Source organism: Burkholderia theae, assembly GCF_048565265.1.
Taxonomy (GTDB): domain Bacteria; phylum Pseudomonadota; class Gammaproteobacteria; order Burkholderiales; family Burkholderiaceae; genus Burkholderia; species Burkholderia theae.
This window is the reverse complement of record NZ_CP183463.1, coordinates 256,803-281,463: the sequence shown is the minus strand read 5'-3', so window position 1 is coordinate 281,463 and position 24,661 is coordinate 256,803. Positions and strand designations below refer to the sequence as shown.

Sequence of the window (24,661 nt, the reverse complement as noted above, 5' to 3'; positions counted from 1 at the left end):
CAGACGAGGCACACGACATGATCAATATCCTCGTAGCTTCCGACGATACCGCGCGACTCACGCAGATCGCACGCCTCGTGGCCGACAGCGGACGCTATCGCGCGACGCGCGCGACCGGCCGCCCGTCGCAGATCGAGCATCGCACCGACGGGCTCGACGCGTTCGACATCCTGCTGGTCGACGGCACGTCGCTCGATCCGTCCGACCCGTCCGAGCTGTCGGCGATCGAGCGGATCTGCCGCGGGCACGCGGGCCTGACCTGCATCCTGGTGACGGCGGACGCGTCGCCGCGCGTGCTGCTCGACGCGATGCGCGCCGGCGCGCGCGACGTGCTGCAGTGGCCGCTCGATCCGCAGGCGCTCGGCCGTGCGCTCGAGCGTGCCGCCGCGCAAAGCACGCGGTGCGACACCGACGATACGCGGATCGTGTCGTTCATGTCGTGCAAGGGCGGCGCCGGCACGAGCTTCGCGGCCAGCAACGTCGCGTTCGAGATCGCCGAGGGCTTCAAGCGCCGCGTGCTGCTGATCGACCTGAACCAGCAGTTCGCCGATGCGGCGTTCCTGGTCAGCGACGAAACCCCGCCGTCGACGCTGCCGCAGCTTTGCGCGCAGATCGAGCGGCTCGACAGCGCGTTTCTCGACGCGAGCGTCGCGCACGTGACGGAGAACTTCCACGTGCTCGCGGGCGCCGGCGACCCGGTCAGGGCCGCCGAGATGCGCGAGGATGCGCTCGAATGGATCCTCGGCGTCGCCGCGCCGCGCTACGACTTCGTGATCTTCGACGTCGGCGTCGGCATCAATCCGCTGTCGATGGTCGCGCTGGATCGCAGCGACCAGATCCAGATCGTGCTGCAGCCCGCGATGCCGCACGTGCGCGCCGGCCGCCGGCTGCTGGAGATCCTCGTGTCGCTCGGCTACTCGACCGACCAGATGCGGCTCATCGTGAACCGCGCGACGCGCGCGAGCGACCGGACCCGCACCGCGCTCGAGGAAGTGCTCGGCCTGCAGGCCGCCTGCACGATTCCCGACGACGCCGAGACCGTGCTCGAAGCGATCAACCAGGGGCATCCGGTGTCGCGGCTCGCACGCAGCACGGCGGTCGCGCGCGCGCTGCAGGCCTGCGCGAAACAACTCGTCGACGGGGAAGTGCGCGCCGGGCACAGCGCGGCGCGCAGCGAACCGCTGATGTCCAGGCTGTTCGGCCGCAAGGCCACGCCGAAACTCAAGTCCATGTAACTCTTTCGGGGAAACCATCATGTCATTGCGCGAACAGATGTCGTTGCACCGGACGGCCCCGCTGGCGACGGGCAGCGAACCGGTGGGCCCGGCCCATTCGTCGGTACGCGACGCGTACCAGAAGCTGCGCCGCGAAATTCACCTGGCCGTGCTCGAACGCGTCGAGCTGGAGCGCCTGTCGCGGATGCCGCCGGAGCAGGTCCGCCAGGAAATCTCCGCGCTGATCTCGCGGATCCTCGACGACGAGCGGATGCCCGCGAACGACATCGAGCGGCGCCAGCTCGCGATCGACGTGTACGACGAGATGTTCGGCTTCGGCCCGCTCGAAGCGCTGCTGCGCGACCCCGGCATCTCCGACATCCTCGTGAACACGTACCGGCAGGTGTACGTCGAGCGCTGCGGCCAGCTCGAACTGACCGACGTGACGTTCTACGACGACGCGCACCTGATGAAGGTGATCGAGAAGATCGTGTCGCGCGTCGGGCGCCGCATCGACGAATCGAGCCCGATGGTCGACGCGCGGCTGCCGGACGGCTCGCGCGTGAACGCGATCATCCCGCCGTCGGCGATCGACGGGCCGCTGATGTCGATCCGGCGCTTCGCGGTCAACCCGCTGAAGATGGACGACCTGGTGCGCTTTCACAGCCTGACGCCGCCGATGGCGGAACTGCTCGACGCGCTGTCGCGCGCGAAGGTGAACGTGCTGGTGTCGGGCGGCACCGGCAGCGGCAAGACGACGCTGCTCAACATCCTGTCCGGCTTCATTCCGCGCAACGAGCGGATCGTGACGATCGAGGACGCGGCCGAGCTGCAACTGCAGCAGCCGCACGTGCTGCGACTCGAAACGCGCCCGCCGAACATCGAGGGCAAGGGCGAGATCACGCAGCGCACGCTGGTGCGCAACGCGCTGCGGATGCGGCCGGACCGGATCATCCTCGGCGAAGTACGCGGCGCCGAAGCGCTCGACATGCTCAACGCGATGAACACCGGCCACGAAGGCTCGCTCGCGACGATCCATGCGAACACGCCGCGCGACGCGCTGACGCGGCTCGAGAACATGATCAGCATCGGCGGGCTGTCGCTGCCGCCCAAGACGATGCGCCAGCAGATCGCGTCGGCGATCTCGGTGGTCGTGCAGGCGGCGCGGCTCACCGACGGCAAGCGCAAGATCGTCAGCATCCAGGAGCTGACCGGGATGGAAGGCGACATCATCAACATGCAGGAGATCTTCACGTTCAAGCGCACGGGCGTGGACCGCGACGGCTCGGTACGCGGCCACTTCTGCGCGACCGGCGTGCGGCCGAAGTTCGTCGAGCGGCTGCAGGCGTTCGGCATCAACCTGCCGGATTCGCTCTACGACCCGTCCCAGCGTTACGAGACGAACTGACGGCCGGTCGCCGCTTGCTCCCGGGGAGGCTTCATGAACACGATCTTTTATGCCTTTGTGATTCTCACCTTCGTCGCGGTCGTGCTCACGATCGAAGGTGCCTATCAATGGTGGAACGCGCGGCACGGCAGCGCCGCGCGACGGATCGAATCGCGCATTCGCGCGATGTCGGCCGGCGGCAACGTGCAGCAGGAGCGGCTGTCGATCCTCAAGAAGCGGATGCTCGACGACTCTAAGCCGTTCGACCGCATGCTGCTGCGCGTGCCGCGCGTGCACCGGCTCGATCTGGTGATCCAGCAATCCGGTCTCGACTGGACGCTGCCGAAGCTGATCGTGCTCAGCACCGCGTTGCCGGCATGCACGTGGTTCGCGCTGAGCCTCGCCACGCTGCCGCAGATCGCCGTGCTGCCGGTCGCGCTGCTCGTTGCGTGCATGCCGATGATGTATGTGATGCGCCGCCGCGGAAGTCGCATGCGCAAGCTCGAACGGCAGTTGCCGGACATCTGCGACATGATCGCGCGCGCGCTGCGTTCCGGGCATTCGTTCACCGGCACGCTCGGGATGGTCGGCGACGAGTTTCCCGATCCGATGGGTGGCGAATTCCGGATCACGTTCGACGAGGTCAACTACGGCGTGTCGCTGCACGATGCGCTGATGAACCTCGCGACGCGCGTGCCGGTGCAGGATCTCCGCTATTTCGTGATCGCGGTGCTGATCCAGCGCGAGACGGGCGGCAACCTGGCCGAGCTGCTCGACAGCATCGCCGCGCTGATCCGCGAGCGCTTCAAGCTGTTCGACAAGGTGCGCGTGCTGTCGGCGGAAGGGCGGCTCTCGGCGTGGATTCTCGGGCTGTTGCCGTTCGGCACCGCGGCGGTGATGGCGCTGCTGAACCGCGAGTTTTTGTCGGTGCTCTGGGAGGATCCTGCCGGGATCAGGATGGTCGGCGGAATGCTGGTGTCGATGCTGTTCGGTCTGTTCTGGATCCGCCGCATCGTCCGGATTCGCGTCTGACGCGCCAATCGATTAACGAACCGTTGCGAGGCTGTCATGCAAAACCTGAGCGTAGTCCAGGCCGTGATGCTGGGCGGCTTGTTCATCTTCGTGGCCGGCGGCGCGCTGGTGGCGATGCTGCTGTTCGCGCCGCGTAATATCCAGCGCCGGATCCAGCAGGCCGGCGGGGCCGGGGCGGGCGCGGGTGCCGTCGCGGGCCCGGGCGGCGGCGACGACCTGGCGTCGCGCTGGGTCGCGAAGCTGGTCGATCTGTCCACCCCGATCTCGAAGCTGTCGGTGCCGAAGGACGGCTGGGAGAATTCGCCGCTGCGCATCCGGCTCATGAATGCCGGCTGGCGCGACCAGAGTGCGGCCGCGCTGTATTTCACCGCGAAGACGCTGCTCGCGCTCGCGTTGCCGTGCACGGCGCTGCTGGCGCTGATCACGACGGAGATCGGCAATGAGCGCGAGCTGCTGTCGGTGATCCTCGTGGCGCTGGCCGGGATCGGCTACTACATCCCGAACGTCGTGCTGTCGCAGCGGGTCAAGGTGCGCCAGCAGAAGATCTTCGAGGATTTTCCGGACGCGCTCGATTTGCTGACGGTGTGCGTCGAAGCGGGGCTGGGGCTCGACGCGGCGCTGATGAAGGTGAGCGAGGAGCTGCGGTTTCGCAGCGAGGTGGTCGCGAGCGAACTCGACCTGCTGCTGCTCGAGATGCGCTCCGGCTTCACGAAGGAGACGGCGCTGCGCAATCTCGCGCTGCGGACCGGTGTCGAGGACATCGAATCGTTCTGCGCGATGCTGATCCAGGCCGATCGCTTCGGCACGAGCATCAGCGAATCGCTGCGCGTGCTGTCGGACATGCTGCGCACGCGGCGGCGGATGCGCGCGGAAGAGCGCGCGGCGAAGATCGCATTGAAGCTGCTGTTCCCGCTGATCTTCTGCATCTTTCCCGCGCTGATGCTGGTGCTGCTCGGGCCGGCGATGATTCACGTCTATCGCGTGCTGCTGCCGACGTTCGTTGGCGTCGCGCCGTGAGCGGGAAGGGGCGTCGACAAGGAATTTGCGTGCCGGCCCTGACGCACCCGCCGGCCGGCACGGCAACAGGCTTCATGGAGGCTTCCTCCCCAGGCGGCACCGCGAGACAGGTTGACCATAGCGGCGTCAACGCATCCTGGACCCATGGTCGGCCATGGAACAAGCCGTAGTCCACCGCCTTTTTGGCTGCCCCCTACTGCTAACCTGAATGCCGGCGTTCATTCACGTCGGTCGCGTGTCGGTTGCGCGGGATTCGAGGCGGCGGCCTGCTGGCCGTCGCGTTTCCCGTCACCCCGGCCAGCCTCGCATTCCTCGCCCATCCGCTGCGGCATCTCCTTACATTCCTGACGGTCGCACGGGCAATCGCGATAGTCGCGATAATCGCAATCGATCGTGTTCCTGAGCGGTTTTCGGCCGGCTGCCGGAGATCGACGCGGCTTCGTACCGATACGGGCTTTGACGCCACGATGATTCTCGGATGTCGGCGGTCGCGTTCGCCGCGATGCGCGGGAACCGCCCGATCCGCATGACTGTTTCATTCCTTGCGTCAATCGCATCGATACCTTGAGTTTCATCATTCGCCGCGCTACATTGCCGCTCGCAGAATTCCGCGCGGACACCTGCGCACCCTGTAACGCGTACGTAAGGATCCCCGATGGGGCAACAGGCGGAAGGCAACGACGACATTCCCGGCAGCCCGGCCGGCCGCGACGCACTCGTCGCGGTTGCAGGGGCCGCCGCGTTGCTGGTCGCCGCGCTCGGCACGCTGAGCGCCGTCGATGTCCTGCCGGCCGACCTGCGCTGGTGTGCGCCGCTCGCAAGTGCATGGTGCAACGTGTTCGTCGTCGCGATCGGCGTGCTGCTCGCTGGCCGTGCACGCCGCCACCCGCCGGAAGAGTCGGCTGCGAGTCTGCTCGCCGGCTGGCTCGGCAGTGCGTTCCGCCGCAAGCAGGAGCCGGAACATCACGACAACCCGTGGCCGGCAATCGCCGCCGCGATCGACTGGCGGCCGTGGGCCGTCACGGCAGGCGCCGCACTTTCCGTCGCGCTGGCCATGCTCGCGTGGCAGCCGCCGTCACCCGTCATGCTGATTCGCGCGATGGCTGCGCCCGAACCCACGCTCGCGGCCGGCGCCGCGTGCATCGTCCTCGCCTTTCTCACGCTCGTCAGCGAACGCCATCATGCGGCGGCTGCAGGCGGCTCGGCGGTGGCGGCGTCGCTCACGCGCGTGCTGCGCGTGGCGCTCGTCACCGCGCTCGCGGGTGCTACAGCCGCCGCATGGTTCGCCTTCCAGCACCGCGCGGCAGACGGGCTCGTGCATGCCGTCGCGTTGCTCAATGCAGCCGTCGCCGCCGAACTGGCGATCCGCGGCGTGCTGTCGTGGTTCGCGGTGCCGCGCGGCGCCGTCGTGCCGACCAGCGCGATCGCCGGCCTGCTGAGCCGGCGCCCGGCGCCGTTCGCGTCGCTCGGCGCCGAACTGCGTCATCGTTACGGCATCGACCTGCGGCAAAGCTGGGGCTGGCGCAGCTTCGTGCGGCTGCTGCCCGGCGCGCTCGGCGCGACCGCAGCGTGCGCGTGGCTGCTCACCGCCGTGGTCGTGCTGAACCCGGAGCAGCGCGCGGTCTATGAACGTTTCGGCGCGCCGGTCGCGGTCTGGCAGCCGGGCCTGCATATCGGCCTGCCCTGGCCGTTCGGTCGCGCGCGCATCGTCGACAACGGTGCCGTGCATCAGGTCGCGATCGCGGGCAGCGCGAACGACGGCGGTGCCGACGCGCGTGCCGTGCCCGCCGACGGCTCGACGCCCGAGCGCCTCGATCGCCTCTGGGATGTGCCGCATCCGTGGGACACCACGCAAGTGATCGCCGGCGCGAACGGCGACCGCCAGAACTTCCAGATCGTCAACGCCGATGTGCGGGTCGACTACCGTCTCGGCCCGACCGATGCCGACGCCCGTGCGGCGCTCTATCGCACGATCGATCCGGAAAGCACGGTGCGCGTGAGCGCCAATCGCGAACTGGTTCATTACCTCGCGTCGCACACGCTCGAATCGCTGCTCGAAACGAATCAGGCCGCGATGGCCGACCATCTGAAGCGCGCGATCCAGCAGCAGCTCGACCAGTTGCAGAGCGGTGTCGACGTGATCGCGGTCGTGATCGAGAGCGTGCATCCGCCGACGGGCGCGGCGGCAGCCTTTCACGACGTGCAGGCCGCGCAGATCCGCGCGCTGGGCAGCGTCGCGCAGGCGCGCGGATTCGCGGCCGGGCTGCTCGGCGACGCGCAGCAGCAGGCGCTCGTCCGGGTCGCGCGGGCCGAAGCGCAGGCGGGCGACACGCTGGCGTCGGCGCGCGTGCAGCGGATCGATTTCGACGCCGAGGTGGTCGCGTACCGGCTCGGCGGCCCCGCGTTTCCGTTCGAGTATTACCTCGACCGGCTGCAGCGCGGGCTGCGCAATGCGCGCATGACGATCATCGACGACCGGCTTGCCGACGGCACGCGCGCGACCGTCGATCTTCGCAATACTCCTGCCGGCGATCTGGCCGGCATTCATTGACATGTCGCGGCGCACACGCGCGACGCCGCACCCGGGGTGACATCGTGAGTCTGTTTCATTCGCACGCGCATGATCATGCGCACCACGGCCATGGCCACGACCACCACGCGCATCATGGCGCGCCGCAGCCGCCTGGCGCGTTCCGCCTGCGTGTCGCCATCGCGCTGCTGTGCGTGCTCGTCGCGCTCGCGGTCGCGAGCTTCGTGCAGGTGCGCGCCGGCGAGGCGTCCGTGATCACGCGCTTCGGCCGGCCCGTGCGCGTGCTGCTCGAACCCGGGCTGGCATGGCGCCTGCCTGCGCCGATCGATGCGGTGACGCCGGTCGACCTGCGCCTGCACACGACATCGAGCGGGCTGCAGGACGTCGGCACCCGCGACGGACTGCGGATCATCGTCGAGGCTTACGTTGCGTGGCGCGTACCGGCCGATGCACGCGACATCGGGCGTTTCATGCGCGCGGTCGGCAACGAGCCGGACGAAGCGGCGCGGCAGATCCGTTCGCTCGTCGGTTCCGCGCTGCAGACGACGTCCGCCGGCTACGACCTCGCGTCACTCGTGAACACCGACCCGGCGCAGGTGAAGATCGGCGAATTCGAGGACGCGCTGCGCCGCCAGATCGACGCGCAGCTCTATGCGGCCTATGGCGTGCGGGTCGCCCAGGTCGGGCTCGAGCGGCTCACGCTGCCGGCCGTCACACTCGCCGCGACGGTCGACCGGATGAGCGCGGAACGCGAGACCGTCGCGGCGCAGCGCACCGCGGACGGCAATCGCGAGGCTGCGCAGATCCGCTCGGACGCCGAGCGCGACGCCCGCATCGCGCTCGCCGATGCGAACGTGAAAGCGGCCGACATCGAAGCGCAATCGCGCAAGGACGCGGCCGACATCTACGGCAAGAGTTATGCGGGCAACCCGCATCTGTACACGATGCTGCGTTCGCTCGATACGCTGAACGCGGTGGTCGGCACCAATACGAACCTGATCCTGCGCACCGATGCCGCGCCGTTCCGCGTGCTCGTGCAGGGCCCGGCCGACGCGTCGGGGCAGGCCGCACCGGCGCCGAAGGCGCACAAGGCCGCACGATGAGCGTCTCGTCCGCGCCGCCGCTCGGGCCCGGCGCCCAGGCCGTGCGCCTGTCGTTCTGGTTCGTCGCCGCGCTCGCGGTGCTCGCCGCGTGCGCGTGGGCCGGCTCGAACATTCGGCGGATTCCGGCGGACAGCCGCGCCGTGGTGATGCGCTTCGGCGCGCTCGTACGCACCCAGGACGCCGGGCTCGTGATCGCATGGCCGCAGCCGTTCGAGTCGGTCCTGCTCGTGCCGGGCACCGCGCGCGTGCTCGAGCAGAAGATCCGCTCGCTCGACCGCGATCCGCGCGCACTCGCGCCGTCCGCGTCGGGCATCGCGCGTCTGCCCGACGCGCTCGCCGGCTCCGGTTACGTGCTGACGGGCGACGGCGGTGCCGTCGCGTTGAGCGCGGTGCTGTATTACCGGGTCAGCGATCCGTACGCGTATGTGCTGCAGCGCGACCGTCTCGACGCGGCGCTCGAGCGGATCGTGTCCGCGTCGGCCGTCGAGGTCGCGGCCACCCGCGATCTCGACGCGATCCTGGTCGCGCGGCCCGAACAGCTGGCCGCCGACCGGCAGATGGCCGCGCGCCGCGAACGCTTGCGCGGCGATCTCGCCGATGCGATCGCGCGGCACCTGCGCGCGCTCGACGCGGCACACGCGGGGCTCGGCGTCGAAGTCGCGCGCGTCGACGTGCAGCCCGCGTTTCCCGGCGCGGCGGCCGATGCGTTCAACTCGGTGCTGACGTCGCTGCAGCTCGCCGAGCGCACCATCGCCGAAGCCCGCACCGCGGCCGAACAGCGGCGGCAGGATGCACAGCAGGACGCCGACCGGATCGTCCAGGATGCGCGGGCCCGCGCGGCCGAACGCGTCGCGACGGCGCAGACCGACACGCTCGAAATCCGGCAGCTCGATGCGACGTTGCGCGAGAACGGCGATCCGGGGCTGCTGGCGCGGCTTTATCGCGATCGCGTGCAGCGCGTGCTGTCGAAAGCAGGGCGCGTGACGACGATCGATCCGCGCGACACCTCGAACCTGATCCTGCCCGGAAACGCCCGATGAATTCGATCGCCGAACCGGCCGTGCAGCCGGACCCCGCACCCGCCGCGACCGTGTACGCGCTGTCCACCGACGAACGTCGCACGATCACGCGGCAGATCGCACTCGCGCTGCTCGCGGGCGGCTTGCTCGCGCTGTCGTTCGCGTGGCGCGCGCTGGCGGCCGGCGGCGACACGCTCGCGCAAGTGCTGGCCGCGCTCGCGTCGCTGATCGTCGCGGGGCCCGTGTTTGCGAGCGCGTGGCACAGCCTGCGCGCGCCGAGCCTGCACGGCGTGACCGATCGCCTGATCGCGCTCGCGATGCTGGCCGCGTGGGCGATCGGCGACATGACGACGGCCGCGTTGCTGCCGATCGTGATGACGTTCGGGCATGCGCTCGAAGAGCGCAGCGTGCTGGGCTCGCAGGAAGCGATCCGTGCGCTCGGCCGGCTGACGGCCGGCCGGGTGCGCCGCATCGGCCCGGACGGCAGCGTCGACGAAGTCGCTTATGACGCGCTTCGCGCGGGCGATCGCATCGAAGTGGTGGCCGGCGCGCGCATTCCGGTCGACGGTATCGTGTATGTGGGCATGTCGAGCGTCGACAACGGGCCGATCACCGGCGAATCCGTGCCGCTCGACGTCGACGAAGGCAGCACCGTTTATGGCGGCGCGCTGAATCTCGACGGCGTGCTGCGCATCGAGGTCACGCACACCGGCAAGGATTCGACGCTCGGCAAGATCATCGCGCTGATGCAGCACGCGGAACAGGCGAAACCGCCCGTCACGCAGGTGCTCGAGCGGCATATGGGCGCTTATCTCGCGCTGGTGCTGCTGATCGCGGCGATCGTCTGGTTCACGTCCGCGAACGCGTCGGCGATGCTCGCGGTCATCGTGGCCGCGTGCCCGTGCGCGCTGGTGCTCGCCGCGCCGTCCACGGCCATCGCGGGGATCGCGGTCGGCGCGCGGCACGGCATCCTGTTTCGCAATGCCGCGTTCCTCGACAAGATCGCCGAGGTCGACGCGCTCGTGATCGACAAGACGGGCACGCTCACCCGCGGGGAGTTGCAGGTCCGGCAGGTGTGGCTGCAGCCCGGCGTCGACGGCGCCCAGGCGCGCGCGCTGGCCGCGCGGCTCGGCGAAAGCAGCGCGCATCCGGCAAGCCGTGCGCTCGTCCGCCACGCGGCCGCGTCGGGCCTCGCGGGCGCCGCCGTCGCGCCGTTCGAACGGACCCGGGAATTGCGCGGGCTCGGTGTGGTTGCCGACACGCCGGACGGCACCGCGGTACTGGGCCGGCCCGCACTGCTCGCCGATCATGTCGGCGCGATGCGGCCGCCTCCCGAAGGGTTCGACGGGCCGCTCGTCGGCGTCGCGCTCGACGGGCGGCTGCTCGCATGGTTCGGCTTCGCCGACACGCTGCGGCCCGACGCGCATGACGCGCTCGCCGAACTGCGTGCGCTGGGCCTCGCGCGGCAGACGCTGCTGACGGGCGATCTCGAGCCGGTCGCCCGCAAGGTCGCGGCCGAAACCGGCATCGAGACGGTGGTCGCGCAGGCGTTGCCGCACGACAAGCTCGACTACGTGATGCGCGAGATCGGCGCCGGCCGGCATCCGCTCGTCGTCGGCGACGGGCTGAACGACGTGCTGGCGATCAAGGCCGGTTCGACCAGCATCGCGATGGGCGAGCATGGTGTGGACATCGCGGTCGCGTCGGCCGACGTCGTGCTGCTGGGCGACGACCTGCGGCGGATTCCGACCTGCATCCGCCTCGGCCGTCAGTGCCGGCGCACGGCGACGACCAACGCGGCGATCGGGCTCGCGTGGACGCTCGCGGTGATCGCGCTGGCCGCGACCGGCGTGCTCGGCGCGGTGTGGGCCGCGATCCTGCACAACGTCGGCACGTTCATCGTGATCGCCAACGCCGGCCGGCTGCTGCGGATCGACGAGCCTGTTCGCGTCGCTTGAACGAAAGCGGCGCGCGTGCCGGATGCGATGCGCGGCGATCGATCGCCGGCGTTACGGGGCTCGGCGCGGGGCAAGAACGATCCGACGTGCCGCTTCACACCGGCGGCGCAAGCGGCGAAGCAGGTCGGGGCCGCTTTACCGCTTTACCGTCTTACGGCCGTCCCTCGCTGGGCACTTCCGCGGCCTTGCTGAGCTCGCCCATGACGATCTGCGCGATCACGTTGGCCGGCGCACGCCCGTCCGGTGCGGCCGCCGTGGTCGCCCACGTGACGATCGTCGTTTGCGTTACCGGGTCGTAGCCCATGAAGGTATTGAAGCCCGGTATCTCGCCCGTGTGCCCGTAGAACGTGCCGAATTTGGCCAGGCCCATGCAGTAGCTGGGCGACATCGGGTCGGACGGATTGAGCGGCGTGCAACTGGCGAGCCGTTGCGCCTGCAGATCGGCGTTCAGGTAGCCGCCGCCGACCATCCGCTGCACGTAGGCGGCCAGTTCCGTCACGGTCGACATGCCGGAGCCGGCCGTCCACGCCCACGACGTATTGACGTTGGTCACGTCCGTCGGTTGCAGCGTGCCGTTGTTCGCGGCCGCCTGGCGTTCGGGCGACAGCGCGTCGCTGTCGGTCGTCTCCGCATTGGTGCCCCATTGATAGCCCAGCGGCGCGGGCGCCGGCAGCGCCGTATTCTGCTGCGGCGGGAGGAACGTATTGGCCAGGCCGAGCGGCGCGAAAAGGCGCGCGTTCATTGCATCGGCCGCGCTCATGCCGGTGAGTTGCTCGATGATGAGCCCGAGCAGCACCGTGTTCGTGTTCGAGTAGCGAAAATCGGCGCCCGGCGCGAAATAGACCGGCTGGCCTTCGGCGATGTCCAGCAATTCCGCCGTGGTCCATACCTTGTCCGGCTGCGAATCGAGCGTCTGGTTGAACGCGAGACTGGTCGAGTAGTTATAGAGGCCGCTGCGCATCGTCAGCAATTGCCCGATCGTGATCGTATTGCCGTTGGGGACGTTGGCAACGTACTTGCCGACGGTGTCGCTCAAGCTCAGCTTGCCTTCCTGTACGAGCTGCAGGATCACGGTGCCGGTCCACGTCTTCGTCACGCTGCCGACGCGAAAGTGCGCGTTCGTCGGGATCGGCGTGTTCGTGCCTCGCACGGCCGTTCCAAACGATTCAAGCCAGTTGCCCTGCGGCGACTGCACATAAACGACCGCGCCGGACGTCATCGTGTTCGCGAGCAATGCGTTGATCTGCGGGCGCGCCTCGTTGGCGAACGCCGGCCCGCTGGACGTCGGCGAACTGTCGCCGACGCACGCGGACAGGGCGATGCCGACGATCGCGACCGGTGCGAAGGCAACCATGCCGTGCACCAGCCGTTTCGCCGCGCTCGCCACGAACCGGGAGAGTGCTGAATTAGTCATCGCGCGGCCCTCCGTGTGCGTGACGGACATCTTTCAGAACTATAGGACAGGCGCGTCCACGCCGGCAGCACGCATTGCTTTCGTCTAAGGATAGCGATACGGCCGGTTCATCCGGTCGCGCGCGTCACTGGAAGTGATGCACGTAACGCAGCACCATCCGCGACCCCTGCGGCCGGTTGCGCGCCTGGACCTCGAAGTACGCGTTGAACAGCAGGTGATCCTGCGGCGAGAAGCTATACATGGCACCCGGGCCGATCGCCAGCACGGCCTCCCGCGTGCCGGGCACGTCCTGCCCGTTTTCCTTCATGTCGGTGGTCTGGCGCAGCCAATAGCCGTTCAGCCCCAGCCGCAGGCCGGGGCGCACTTCGTACTCGGTCGCGAAGTTGGCATGGATCGCCTGACCGGCCTGGGTCGACGTCACGTCGGGGCCGAGCGCCGTGGCCGGCTGATGGTTGGTCGCGTTCCACAGATAGTGCAGACGCCATGACACGGTCCATTTCGGCGTGAGCCACAGCGTCGCGGCCCAGTACGGATCGAACGACCAGAAATGGCTGCCCGGGTTGATCGCGCGCGCCGGATCGTATGCGCCGGTCGGCGCGATGAACTGGAATTCCACGCGCTGCGCGAAGCGCGGGCCCTGCGCGCCCATCACCGGGTCGAACTGGACGAACGGGCCGATCAGCAGATCGCCGAAACCGGCGCGTGCATTCAGCGCGACGTTGCCGATGCCGTCGTCCGTATGCGCGGACGCGATCCACGGCAGGATCACGTCGAGGCCCGGATGCATTCCGGCGAACGTCAGCGGCGACTGATACACGAGCTGGCTCAACCCCGCGAACAGGTCGATGTCCTGCTTCGGCAGGCCGACCTTGTTGCCGGCATTGTCGTTGACGCGGCCGGCCGTGTAGTACTGGAAGTACTGCGTGCCGTACCAGCCGGAGTCGGCCGGCGGCATCCCGTCGAGGAAACTGGTCATGCCGAGGTTGACCGACGGCAGGTCGGTCGCATTGGCCGGCGCGTGACCGGCGATGCCGGCGAGCGCGAGGCCTGCGGCGACGAGCAGGCGAGATCCGAATTTCATGTCCACCACCTCCTGGTTATTTATTCGTATAACTAATCAAATGACGCGTGAAAGATCGGGGTGATCGGCGATCGCGCGATACTGGCCCGCATGGAACACGAGCGGTGCCTTGCCGAACGCATCGAACTGCTCGATCTGGCCGATGAAGAGCAGGTGATCGCCGCCTTCGTAATGACCGACGTTGCGGCACACGAAGCGCGCGCTCGCGCCGTCGAGGCACGGCACGCCACCGCGATCCGACTCCACGTGACACACGCCGTCGAACTTGTCGGCGCTGGGCGTCGCGAAGCGGCGCGACAGGTCGATCTGGTCGTGCGCGAGGATGTTGATCGCGAAGTGGCTGGCCGCGATGAAATCGGGGCGGCTCGGCGCGATCTTCCGGAGGCTCCACAGCACGAGCGGCGGGTCCAGCGACAGCGACGAGAACGAATTGGCCGTGAGGCCCACCTTGCGTCCGTCGGCCGCGCACGTGGTGATCACGGTGACGCCGGTCGGAAACTGCCCGAAGGCGGCGCGCAATTGCATCGGGTCGATGGCCGGACTGCCGGGAACGGTCGTTTCCATGGCGGTTACTCCGAACGCGCACTGTGTTCGCGGATGAACGCCGCGCAGGCCGACGGCTCGAACCACCACGGCGAGAACCGGCGCGGGTCGTCGAAGCCGTCGACGAGCGCCGCGGCGAGCGACGGCAACTGGCCGGCCGCGCCGAGCAGTTCGAGGATGTGCGGCGGCGGCGGCGTGAGCAGCGAGTTGGTCCAGCGCACGACATGCCGCGCATAGGCCCAGTAGCCCTCGAAGGTCTGCTGCATCCAGTCTTCGCCGAACGGCGCGGCATCGCGCGCGACGATCGCATCGAAATACGCGTTCGCGCATTTCGCGGCGTTGTTCGATCCCTGGCCGGTGATCGGATCGTTGACCACCACGGCGTCGGCCATCCCGAAGACCGTGCGGCCCGACGGCAGCCGGAAGAACGGCTTGCGCACCGTCGGCGCGAAGCGCCCGGACAGCGTGCCGTTCGGATCGGTCAGCGCGACGTCGCGGCAGCGCTCGTATTCCCACGGCACATACTGCTGCAGGAACGACAGGCTCCTGTCGAGATGCTGCTCGGGCGTCTTCACGTCGGCCCAGCAGTCGAGCGGGCCGCCCGGAATACCTTCGAACACCATGATTTCGCACGGGCCCGTCGTGGTCAGCGCGGGAAACACGAAATACTCGCCGATACCGGGCAGCAGGTTGAAGCGCACGCGCGAATACGGCTGGCTCGGCGTCATCCCTTTCACGTAGGTGAGGGCGAGCGCGCGTTGCGGGCGGTCGAACGCGCTGCGCGCGTCGTCGCGACCCAGCAGGTTGACGATTTCGCCCTTGCCGGCCGCAAGCAGCACGAGATCGTGGCTGCGCGCCAGTTCCTCGAGTTCAGGCACGCCGAAATCGCCGATGCGCACGTCCGCGCCACGACGCCGGACGCCATCGAGCCAGTCGGCCATCTTCACGCGCTGGTCGACGGACTGCGCATAGCGGGTCAGCCGCGACGACCAGTCGATCGCCTTGCGGCCGTTGCCGTCCGGATGCGGCACCGCGATGCCGATGCCTTCGACGGAAGGACACGCTTCCTCCCACGTGTTCAGGCCGAGATCGCGTTCGATCTGCAATGCGGTATGGAACATGCACTGGCTCGACATGACCTTGCCGGTGCGGATCTGCTCCGCGTCGCGGTTGGTCGCGAGCGTGACGTGGTAGCCCTGGTCGAGCAGGGCGAAGGCGAGTTGCAGGCCGGACTGGCCGGCGCCGACGATAGCGATGCGTCTCATGAGAATGTCCTGGTTTGGCCGGGTTCCGGCCGGAATGATGGCGAGGGGTCCAGGCGGTCCGCGGTCATTCCGCCAGACGCGGAATGGCCGGCACCGCCTGTTCGGGGCCCATCGCGGAATAACCGCCGTCCACCGCGTAGTCGGCGCCCGTCACGAAGCTCGCCGCGTCGCTGCACAGGAACGTCACGACCTGCGCGACCTCCGACGGATCGCCGACCCGGCCGAGCAGATGAAACGGCGCGGCGACGCGATCGGTCTTCGCGCGATCGCCGCGCGTCAGCTCGTCCATCACGCGCGACCAGGTCCACCCCGGCGACACCGAGTTGACGCGAATGCGATCGGGCGCGAGATCCATCGCCATGCTGCGCGTGAGTTGCCGGATCGCCGCCTTGGAGGTCGGATAGAGCCAGCGGCCGGTCTGCGCGCACTGGGCCGAGATCGAACTGAAGTTCACGATCGCGCCGCCGCCGCGCCGGACCATGTGCGGGTGCACGGCCTTCGCCAGCATCGCCGCCGACACGACGTTGACGTCCATCGCGGCGAGCCAGTCGTTGCGGGTCGCTTGGATGCCGTTGTCGACGTAGCTGCACGCGAGGTTGACGAGCAGGTCGATCGCGCCGAATCGTTCAGCGATGGCCGCGACCGCTTGCTCGATCGCGCGGTCGTCGGTGATGTCGAGCGCGACGAACATCGCATGCTCGCCCAGCGAATCGGCGACACGCGCGCCGTTCTCCGCATCGAGATCGACGATCGCGACGTACGCGCCGGCGCGGCTCAGGTCCTGCGCGACCGCGGCGCCGATCAGTGTGGCGCCACCGGCGACGATCGCGACTTTGCCAGCAAGGGCAGTCATGGGGTGTCTCCTGGAATCGATGGGTGAGGGAAGGGCCGCGTCAACGCGCACCCGGCGACGGTTCGCTGTCCTGCCAGCGGCGCATCAGGCCGTTCGACGGCACGGTTTCGTCGAGCAGCTTGCGGGCCGTCTCCGCGCCCGCGACCGGCAGGCCGGCCGCGTCGAGCAGGCCGATCTGCACGAGCACGCTCGCCTGATCCCAGTAGATGTGTTCGTGATAGAGCTTGTCGCCGCGAAACTTCACGATCGCGACCAGCGGAATCTCGACGCGCTTGCCGGTCGGCGCGACGCCGGGCAGCATCCAGTCGATCTCGGTCGTGTGCGTGAAGCAGAACAGCAGTTCGTCGACGATCTGGCTCGCGCCGACCGTGCGCGAAATCGGCGTGATCGTCGTGTCGGGCGGGTTCGCATGCACGAAGTGATGTGTGTAGAAGCGCTTGAGTTCGTCGTAGCCGACGCCGCCCGTGAGCGTCGGAATATGGTTGACGTACGGCTCGGCGACCATCGTGGCCATTGTCGCGTCGACGTCGCGCGTATCGAATTCGTGGCGGATATGCGCTTCCCACAGCGCGGAGAGGTCGTAATGCGGGCCGAGCGCGGCACGGAACGCGGCGATCGCGCGCTGATGGGCCATGACCGCGGCGGCCTTGTCGAAATGATCGCCGCCGATGCGGGCGAACGCGTGATCGACGCCCGGATACACATACACTTCGACGCCTGCGCGCCCGGCCAGCGCTTCGGCGATGCGCTGCTGCGCGTCCTGCGGGCAGAAGCGGTCCTGTCCGGCAATCTGCAGCACGAGCCGCCCGCGCAGGTGCGACGCCTCGTCCAGCGCATGCTCGATGCCCACGCCGTAGTAGCTGACCGCCGCAGCCACGCCCGGCAGCCGGCAGGCGGCAAGATACGCGAGCTTGCCGCCGAGGCAGAAGCCGAGCACACCGGCCGCGCCCGTGCATTCCGGCCGTTGCGTGAGCACGCCCAGCGCCGCGCCGACGTCCTCGACGCCCTTGTTTTCGTCGAACCCCTGGTACAGGGTCATCGCGCGTTCGACATCGGCCGCGGAGTTGCCGAGCTCGATACCCGGGGACTGACGCCAGAACAGGTCGGGCACGAGCACCGTGTAGCCTTCCTCCGCGTAGTAATCGGCCGCGTCCCGCATGGTCGCGTTCGCGCCGAAGATCTCGTGACACAGCACGATGCCCGGCCCGGTGCCGCCGGCCGGCGTGCTCAGGTATGCGCGAAACGTCCCGCCGTCCGGTGACGGAATCTCGATGTGACGTCCTTTCATGTGTTCCTCCATGCTGTTCGTGTCTGTGACGGGCCCAGTATTGGCGGACGAAACGCGCGCTTCTATCCGCTTTCTTCGGCCGGTATCCGCGAATTCCGGAAACCTGACGAACCGGCCGCCGCGCCCGGGCGGATGCGCGGCTGACTGCGGGTATGTGCGGATGGGGGCGCCCCGCACAGTTTTCTACGATGCGCGAACGGTCCGTTTCTTGCGTCGTTTGCGCGGGACTTGCGTGTTCCGATGGGCAGACTGTCCGGATACGCCGGGCACTGTCCGGATCGTGCGACGGATTCCCCGATTCAGGGAACGCATGCACGGCGCGAGTGCGATCGAGCATGACGGGAGAACTTTGATGGCGCAATTTTCCGAAACCGGCTGGCTGGACGACGCCGCCTGTTTCAATCACGGCAACCTGCTGCTGCAGTCGAACGACGTCGACGAGGTTCGCGCGCGGGTTGCCGATGTCTTCAAGCCGCACCGGCTCACGCCGACCGGCGAATCGCGTGCGCTGCACAGCAGCATGCATCATGCGCGCTGGGGCAACGTGTCGCTGAACCTGCTCGATTATGGCGGCGGCGTCAGCATCGAGCCCGGGCCGCTCGAACACTTCTTCCTGTTGCAGATCCCGCTGCGCGGCGACGCCGAGATCGAATGCGGCTCGACGCGCTTCGTGTCGTCGCCGGGCACCGCGTCGCTGATTTCGCCGACGCTGCCGCTCAAGATGCGGTGGGGCGATGCGTGCCCGCAAGTGATCGTGCGCATCGAGCGCGAGGTGATGGAGCGGCATGCGCAGCGGCATTTCGGCGACGACCGGCGCGCGCCGGTCGAATTCGAACCGGAATTCAGCCTGGCATCGCCGCAGGGGACGTGCCTGGCCCAGTTGCTGCCGATCCTCGCCGGCGCGATCGCGACGGATGCGCATCCGCTGCGTCATCCGCTCGCGTTCGAGCAGCTCGAATCGACGCTGCTCAACCTGCTGCTGCACGGCCACCCGAACAGCGCGCGCCACGGCACGCGGCACCTGCCGGTGGCGCTCGCGCCGTTCTATGTGCGGCGTGTCGAGGAGTACATCCGCGCGCATCTCGACGAGCCGCTGACGATCGAGCGGCTCGCCGAACTCGCCGGCGTCAGCCCGAGCACGCTGTTCGCCGGCTTCCGGAGTCGCCACGGGATCACGCCGATGGGCTTCGTGCGGCAGTTGCGGCTGCAACATGTGCGCGAGGAACTGCTGGCCGAAACGACGCCGGGGCTCGCGTCGGTGACGGATATCGCACTGAAATGGGGCTTCGCGCACCTCGGGCGGTTCGCGATCGAGTACAAGCGGGCGTTCGGGGAGTCGCCGTCGGCGACGCTGAGGATGCGGCGCGTGCGGGGGTGATGGAGGAAGCGGCGGGGGTGCCGGGCCGGTGCAACGCCGGCGGCGCACCGCGCGCCGTGTCCGTGCGGAAACGGCTATCGCGTGCGTGGCAGTCACGCACTCGCCGGCAGCGCAAGGCCCGCGAATCGCCTACGGCAGCGACGCGCCCCAGACCGCCGTCACATTGCCGCCGAGCCGCCATTCGTCGAACGGGCGGCGCGGCGCGATGATCGCCGGCAGGCGCGGATCGTGAAAGCGCGCGTAGTACGGCTCGACCCAGCTCAATTCGTCGCGGAACGTCCACGGAAACAGATCCTGCTTGATCGGCGTGATGGCCGTGAAACTCGCGGGGTTTTCCACCGCGTCGATCACGAGATTCGCGAGGCGGCTGATCGCGCCGTTGTTTTCCCGGTAGAGATCGATATGGCGCCGCTGCACGAGTTCCGCCGCGAATACGAGCGGGAGCAGCGCGAAGGTGTGATAGTGCAGCGCGCGGTTGCCGCGCTTGACTTCCCGCGCGAGCGCGCCGTCGGGGCCGATGTCGCGGATGCCTTCGCGAACCCGCAGCAGCCCCGAATCGATCAGGCTCGCGTTGCCGGTCACGGTGCCGATCGCGATCAGGTCGAGCCCGGCCCAGTACACGAGGTTGTTGTGCAGATGGTTGATCGCTTCCGAATCGCGGGTGGCGATCGCGATGCGTTCGAGCCACGGATCGATCGCGTCGAAGCGCGCGCGATTCGCGTCACGCACGTCACGCGGCATGCGCAGGATCACCATCGCGAAGTCGGTGCCGGCCCATGAGCGTTCGTAATAGCCTTGATACCCCGAGATCCGGCCCATCAACGCATCGGCCTGCGCCCAGCTTTCCAGCAGGCTCAATGCGCAGGCCCAGTCGCCTTTGTCCGCCGCCGTGTTGAGCCGGGAAATGAAATCGCGCATCGGCTTCACGGCGCGCGCATAACCGGCGGCGTCGTCATAGTAGCCGGGCGGATCGATCGTCGTCACGGCCGCCGGTATGTCGCAGGCGTGGGCGGATGGCACGGCGCAGAAGATCGCGCCCAGGGTGAGCAATGCGGCGAACAGCGGTCGGGTCGACATGCGGCGCATACGGTCCTCGGGGGTGAGAGGGTGACGGTGGTGTCGCAAACGCGCAAGCCGGTATCGCGATCGAGGCGCTAAGGCCGCAACCGGCTCCGCCAATCTGGCCGCAGGTAACGCCGCGACGCCGGATGCGCTCGATTACGCGCGATGCGACGTCGGGACCGCGTGGTGCGCGGCCGCTCCCGGGCCGCACGCAGTCTAGCGTTTCCGTCTTTCATCCGCCTTTCCCGACAGTAATTGAAATTGGCCGGATCGATGCCGCGTGTGCGCCCGGCACCCGGGCTTCGCCCGCCCGTGCGCGCCTGCGCACTTTTTTAAAGACCGCGCCACGTTCGCCCGGTATGATCGCTGCGCTCGCGAACGACGCCATCGCCCAGTGCATACCGACTCGCGCGCAACAGCATCACCAGAACGACAACACGGGGCGGACGCCGACGGCGCGTCGCGCCACGATCGGGCCGAATCGGCCCCAGCACGACGGAGCATTGAACGATGGCAACGGGGACGAGGGCGGCGCGACGCGCAATGGCGGTCGCTGCCGGGGGAGCACTGTGCGTGGCGGCAGCAGGCGGCGCGCACGCGCAGGCATCGGGCGCAACAGCGGCGCCGCAGCCCGACACGGCGGCGGCCGTGCTGCCGCCGATCGCCGTGAAAGGGAAGGCCGACGGATCGTCCGTCGGGCTCGTCGGGCTGCGCACCACCGCGGGCACGAAGACCGACACGCCGGTGGCCGAGATCCCGCAGACGATCAATATCGTGACCGCGCAGCAGATCGAGATGACCGGCGCGGCCGACCTGAACCAGGCGCTGCGCTACGTGCCGGGTTTCGCGACGTTCGGCGCCGATAGCCGGACCGACTGGTATGCGGCGCTGCGCGGCTTCACGCCGACGCTGTACGTCGACGGCGTGGCCGCGCCGAATACGGCCGTGATCGCGAACTGGCGCGTCGACCCGTATACGATCGACTCGATCGCGGTGCTGCGCGGGCCGACGTCGGTGCTGTACGGCGCGGGCGAGCCCGGCGCGATCGTCGACGCGCACACGAAGCTTGCCGACGGCGAGCGCGTGCGCGAGGCCGGCGTGCAGATCGGCAACGATGCGCGCAAGCAGGTCATGCTCGACGTCGGCGACACGCTCGACCCGGACGGCCGGTACGCGTATCGCTTCGTCGGCGTGGCCCGCGACGGCAACGCGGTGACCGGCCCGAACGGCGACCGGCGCGTCGCGCTGGCGCCGTCGTTCCGATGGCGGCCGAATGCCGACACGTCGCTGACGTTCTCGGCAACCTTCCTGCAGGACAGCGGCGATATTTCGTCGAACTTCCTGCCCGCATCGGGCACGGTGCTGCCGAACCCGAACGGCCGCCTGTCGCAGGACATCTACATGGGCGATCCCGGGTTCAACGACTACCGCAAGAAGCAATGGTCGCTCGGCTATGCGCTGGAGCACCGCGTGAACGCGATCTGGTCGCTGCACCAGGACGTGCGCTGGTCGCGCCTGTCGCTCGACGACGCGACGGTGTTCGGCAACGGCCTGGCGCCCCGCAGCACGACCAACATGATGCGTTTCGCGGGGCTGTTCCAGCTCAACTACAGCCGACTCGATATCGACAACCACGCGCAGGCGCGCTTCGGCACCGGGCCGCTCGAACACACGCTGCTGTTCGGCCTGCAATTCGACCGGCAGACGACGACCAACAGCGTGTGGCTCGCGCTGGCGCCGTCGCTGAACCTGTACAACCCCGTCTATCGGCCCGTCACGGCCGCGATCTTCTCCGGCCCGACGTCGCTCGGCCATGTCGACCAGTACACGGCGATGAACGGGTTCGGTGCGTACGCGCAGGACCAGATCCGCTGGCAGCGCTGGACGCTGACGCTCGGCGGCCGCGAGGACTGGGTCAATGCGCGGTTCGACGACCGGACGGCCGGCATACAGAAGCAGCAGGACGTCAGTGCGTTCTCCGGGCGCGTCGGGCTCACCTATGAGGGTGACGCCGGGTTGTCGCCCTACGTGAGTTATTCGACGTCGTTCGATCCGGTGATCGGCGTGCGGCTATATGGTGGCGGCTTGCCGAAACCGACGCGCGGCACGCAGACGGAAGCCGGGCTGCGCTGGCAGCCGCCCGGCCGGAACCTGATGCTCAACGCGGCCGTTTATCAGATCAACCAGACCAACGTCGTGACGCCGACGCCGGTGAATCTCGACCCGACCGGCACGTCGTCCGTGCAGACGGGCGAAGTGCGTTCGCGCGGCATCGAGCTGAGCGCGGTCGGCAAGCTGACCCGCGAGCTGTCGATCGTCGCGTCGTATGTCTATCAGGACGTCAAGAACGTGAAGGCGAACGATGCGTCGCTGAACAACTGGCCGGTGGCCGTGCCGCTGCCGAGGCAGATGGCGTCGCTGTGGGCCGACTGGACCTGGCGCACGGGGGATCTGTCAGGCCTCGGGATCGGCGGCGGCGTGCGCTACCAGAGCGCGTCGGCCGGCGCGCCCGACAACGCGCTGACGGTGCCGAGCGCGACGCTGTACGACCTGGCGATGCACTACGAGATGCGGCACTGGCGCCTGGCCCTGAACGTCGCGAACCTGTTCGACCGGCGTTACGTCAGCGGCTGCCAGTCGTATGCCGTGTGCGTGTTCGGCAACGAGCGGACCGTGCTGGCCACCGCGAAATACAACTGGTAGTCGCGGTAGTCGCGATCACGCCGAGCCGGCCTACGCGTCGCGCTGCGGTTCCCGGGTCGCGGCGCGCCCGCCCGCCTGGCGCTGGCGCCGCCACTCGGTCGGCGTGATGCCGAAACGTTCGCGGAACGCGGTCGCGAAATTCGCCGGCGTGGAAAAACCGATTTCCTTCGCGATGCTGGCAATGCTGAGCGACGTCGAATCCAGCAGATCCTGCGCGATCCGCAGCCGCTCGACCCGCAGATACTCGAACACCGTCTGGCCGAGATTGTCGCGAAACGCGCGCGACAGCCGCTTTTCATGCGTGCCGACCGCGCGCGCCAGCTGCTCCACCGTCGGCGGATCGTTCAGCGTTCGGGACAGGTGGCGGATCGCCGCACGCACGATGATGTCGTCGTCCTTGCCGGCCGCGAACGGGCTTTCCGCGTCGGCGGGCCGGTCGCGTTTCGTCCGCGCGAGCTGCACGCGAATCCGTGCCAGCACTTCCGCCGGCTCGAACGGCTTCACGACATAGTCGACGCCGCCGATTTCGAGCCCCTCGAGACGTTCGTGCAGTTCGCCGGCCACGGTCAGGAAGATGACCGGAATCGCGCTCGTCAGCGGATCGGCGGCGAGCAGCCGGCACGCGGTGAACCCGTCCATGCGCGGCATGCGCACATCCATCAGGATCACGTCGGGCATCAGCGCCTGTGCGCGCTGGCACGCCTGCGACCCGTCGAATGCGATGCTGATCCGGCACCCCGTGCTGCGCAGGATGTCGATCAGCAGATGCAGCTGGTCGGGCTGATCGTCGACGATCAGGATATGGGCGTCACTCAATGCGGAGATCGATGGAGGCATCGTGCACCTGTTCTGGAAATAATGCTGGCTGCGTTCCCGCGGGTGGCCGGCCCGGTTCGGGGAAATCCTGGGAAGCTGCTCCATGACGACGCGCACACGCGTCGCACGCTCGCATCGACAATCGGATTGCGCCGGACTGCGCGACGGGCAACCGGTCGGCGCGTTACCCGGCGTTCGTTGTTCTGATCACTGAGCCGGTAAAGACGCGGAGCGTTGCCGTCGTCGCGCCTGGAATGCACGCGGCTGCCGGTATCGATGCGAGCGGAATTGTAGGAGCATATTTCGATTCCCGCCAGATGGGTCGGCTCTATTCCCTTCATTCCGTTTCAACGATTATTCGCCAAATGCTGCGGATCGCGTCTGAAGTGTCGGTCGTTGATGTTGGTCAATACCCGTGACTTGCGTGTGTGTTTCGTGCGGAATCGCACGGTAGGGCGGTTTTCCGGCGGCGATTTGTTTGATGGCATTTAATTTGAATCCGCTTCGGCAAAGTATTTATCCGCTTCTAAAAACATTTGGATTAATCGCGATGGGTGTAAAACGTTTGCGAGATATCTATATTTTACGTAACTCATTGGATATATTGAATTTTACAATCTATAAAGAATGTTGCCTTCAATAATTTTAGATCGTGTCTCATAATTCGTCCGACTTGAACGAGGGGTGATGCAGGAAAACGGAAGGCACGGCGAATCGTGACGGACGTTGCGTGACCCAGGTCCGAAGCATCAATTGATGCTGCCGAGATGAATTAAAAGAAACGGGATGGGTCGCGGTCGGCGCGGCATCGAATCAGGGTTGTTTATAACGGCGGGTTGAATCTCCGGATTCAGTCAGGGGATAGCTCGTCCATAAATAACAATCTGCATTGCTAATTGAGTAGTCGAATTAACGGAACGGGCCGTCAAACGAACGACGTGCCCGGGCCTTCGAACGCCCTGTCGATACGGACGGCCGATACGTGCTGCTTTCGACAA

Annotated in this window: 18 protein-coding genes; 10 read left to right on the top strand and 8 right to left on the bottom strand. The window is 67.9% G+C overall.

What is annotated here, in order from left to right; genetic code table 11:
* Positions 1-17 precede the first annotated feature (17 nt).
* From ACN22W_RS34050 to ACN22W_RS34015, 8 genes are all read left to right on the top strand, one after another.
* Positions 18-1,235 carry an AAA family ATPase gene (locus ACN22W_RS34050; RefSeq protein ID WP_419690454.1) on the top strand — a complete coding sequence of 406 codons (1,218 nt, stop codon included), beginning with the start codon at positions 18-20 and terminating at the stop codon, positions 1,233-1,235.
* A 19-nt stretch (positions 1,236-1,254) separates the two neighbouring features.
* Positions 1,255-2,622 (top strand): CpaF family protein, encoded by a 1,368-nt coding sequence (locus tag ACN22W_RS34045; RefSeq protein ID WP_419690453.1) that lies wholly within the window; start codon positions 1,255-1,257, stop codon positions 2,620-2,622.
* Between the two features lie 33 nt (positions 2,623-2,655).
* Positions 2,656-3,633, top strand: coding sequence for a type II secretion system F family protein (locus tag ACN22W_RS34040; protein ID WP_419690452.1), 978 nt, complete (start codon positions 2,656-2,658; stop codon positions 3,631-3,633).
* 36 nt (positions 3,634-3,669) lie between these two features.
* Complete coding sequence (locus tag ACN22W_RS34035) at positions 3,670-4,650, top strand: type II secretion system F family protein (protein ID WP_419690451.1); 981 nt, start codon at positions 3,670-3,672, stop codon at positions 4,648-4,650.
* A gap of 655 nt (positions 4,651-5,305) precedes the next feature.
* Complete coding sequence (hflK, locus tag ACN22W_RS34030; protein ID WP_419690450.1) at positions 5,306-7,201, top strand: protease modulator HflK; 1,896 nt, start codon at positions 5,306-5,308, stop codon at positions 7,199-7,201.
* Between the two features lie 44 nt (positions 7,202-7,245).
* Positions 7,246-8,283, top strand: a complete 1,038-nt coding sequence (hflC, locus tag ACN22W_RS34025) for a protease modulator HflC (protein WP_419690449.1) — start codon at positions 7,246-7,248, stop codon at positions 8,281-8,283.
* Positions 8,280-9,323, top strand: a complete 1,044-nt coding sequence (locus tag ACN22W_RS34020; RefSeq protein WP_419690448.1) for an SPFH domain-containing protein — start codon at positions 8,280-8,282, stop codon at positions 9,321-9,323. The genes hflC and ACN22W_RS34020 overlap by 4 nt, the downstream gene beginning before the upstream one ends.
* Positions 9,320-11,260, top strand: a complete 1,941-nt coding sequence (locus ACN22W_RS34015; protein ID WP_419690447.1) for a heavy metal translocating P-type ATPase — start codon at positions 9,320-9,322, stop codon at positions 11,258-11,260. Before ACN22W_RS34020 ends, ACN22W_RS34015 begins: the two co-directional genes overlap by 4 nt.
* 151 nt (positions 11,261-11,411) lie before the next feature.
* Here ACN22W_RS34015 and ACN22W_RS34010 read toward each other — a convergent pair whose 3' ends face one another.
* The 6 genes from ACN22W_RS34010 to ACN22W_RS33985 form a co-directional block, all read right to left on the bottom strand.
* Complete coding sequence (locus ACN22W_RS34010; protein WP_419690446.1) at positions 11,412-12,674, bottom strand: serine hydrolase domain-containing protein; 1,263 nt, start codon at positions 12,672-12,674, stop codon at positions 11,412-11,414.
* A 124-nt stretch (positions 12,675-12,798) separates the two neighbouring features.
* Positions 12,799-13,755 carry a SphA family protein gene (locus tag ACN22W_RS34005; protein WP_419690445.1) on the bottom strand — a complete coding sequence of 319 codons (957 nt, stop codon included), beginning with the start codon at positions 13,753-13,755 and terminating at the stop codon, positions 12,799-12,801.
* 36 nt (positions 13,756-13,791) lie between these two features.
* Positions 13,792-14,319, bottom strand: a complete 528-nt coding sequence (locus ACN22W_RS34000) for a flavin reductase family protein (protein WP_419690444.1) — start codon at positions 14,317-14,319, stop codon at positions 13,792-13,794.
* Positions 14,320-14,324: 5 nt separating this feature from the next.
* A complete protein-coding gene (locus ACN22W_RS33995; protein WP_419690443.1) occupies positions 14,325-15,563 on the bottom strand; it encodes a styrene monooxygenase/indole monooxygenase family protein in 1,239 nt (412 codons plus the stop codon).
* Between the two features lie 64 nt (positions 15,564-15,627).
* Positions 15,628-16,416 carry an SDR family oxidoreductase gene (locus ACN22W_RS33990; RefSeq protein ID WP_419690442.1) on the bottom strand — a complete coding sequence of 263 codons (789 nt, stop codon included), beginning with the start codon at positions 16,414-16,416 and terminating at the stop codon, positions 15,628-15,630.
* Positions 16,417-16,456: 40 nt separating this feature from the next.
* The gene (locus ACN22W_RS33985) at positions 16,457-17,704 is read right to left on the bottom strand and encodes a dienelactone hydrolase family protein (protein ID WP_419690441.1); all 1,248 of its coding nucleotides are present in this window, start codon (positions 17,702-17,704) and stop codon (positions 16,457-16,459) included.
* A gap of 352 nt (positions 17,705-18,056) precedes the next feature.
* On the opposite strand from ACN22W_RS33985, the gene ACN22W_RS33980 reads away from it, so the two are divergent.
* Complete coding sequence (locus ACN22W_RS33980) at positions 18,057-19,082, top strand: AraC family transcriptional regulator (RefSeq protein WP_419690440.1); 1,026 nt, start codon at positions 18,057-18,059, stop codon at positions 19,080-19,082.
* A 129-nt stretch (positions 19,083-19,211) separates the two neighbouring features.
* On the opposite strand, the gene ACN22W_RS33975 is transcribed toward ACN22W_RS33980, so the two are convergent.
* On the bottom strand, positions 19,212-20,159 hold the full coding sequence (locus ACN22W_RS33975; RefSeq protein WP_412026275.1) for a mannuronate-specific alginate lyase: 948 nt from the start codon (positions 20,157-20,159) through the stop codon (positions 19,212-19,214).
* Between the two features lie 495 nt (positions 20,160-20,654).
* Here ACN22W_RS33975 and ACN22W_RS33970 point away from each other — a divergent pair, with 495 nt between their 5' ends.
* The gene (locus tag ACN22W_RS33970; RefSeq protein WP_419690439.1) at positions 20,655-22,847 is read left to right on the top strand and encodes a TonB-dependent siderophore receptor; all 2,193 of its coding nucleotides are present in this window, start codon (positions 20,655-20,657) and stop codon (positions 22,845-22,847) included.
* Positions 22,848-22,877: 30 nt separating this feature from the next.
* Here the strand turns inward: ACN22W_RS33970 and ACN22W_RS33965 are convergent, their stop codons facing one another.
* A complete protein-coding gene (locus ACN22W_RS33965) occupies positions 22,878-23,684 on the bottom strand; it encodes a response regulator (protein WP_048251906.1) in 807 nt (268 codons plus the stop codon).
* Positions 23,685-24,661: the final 977 nt, after the last annotated feature.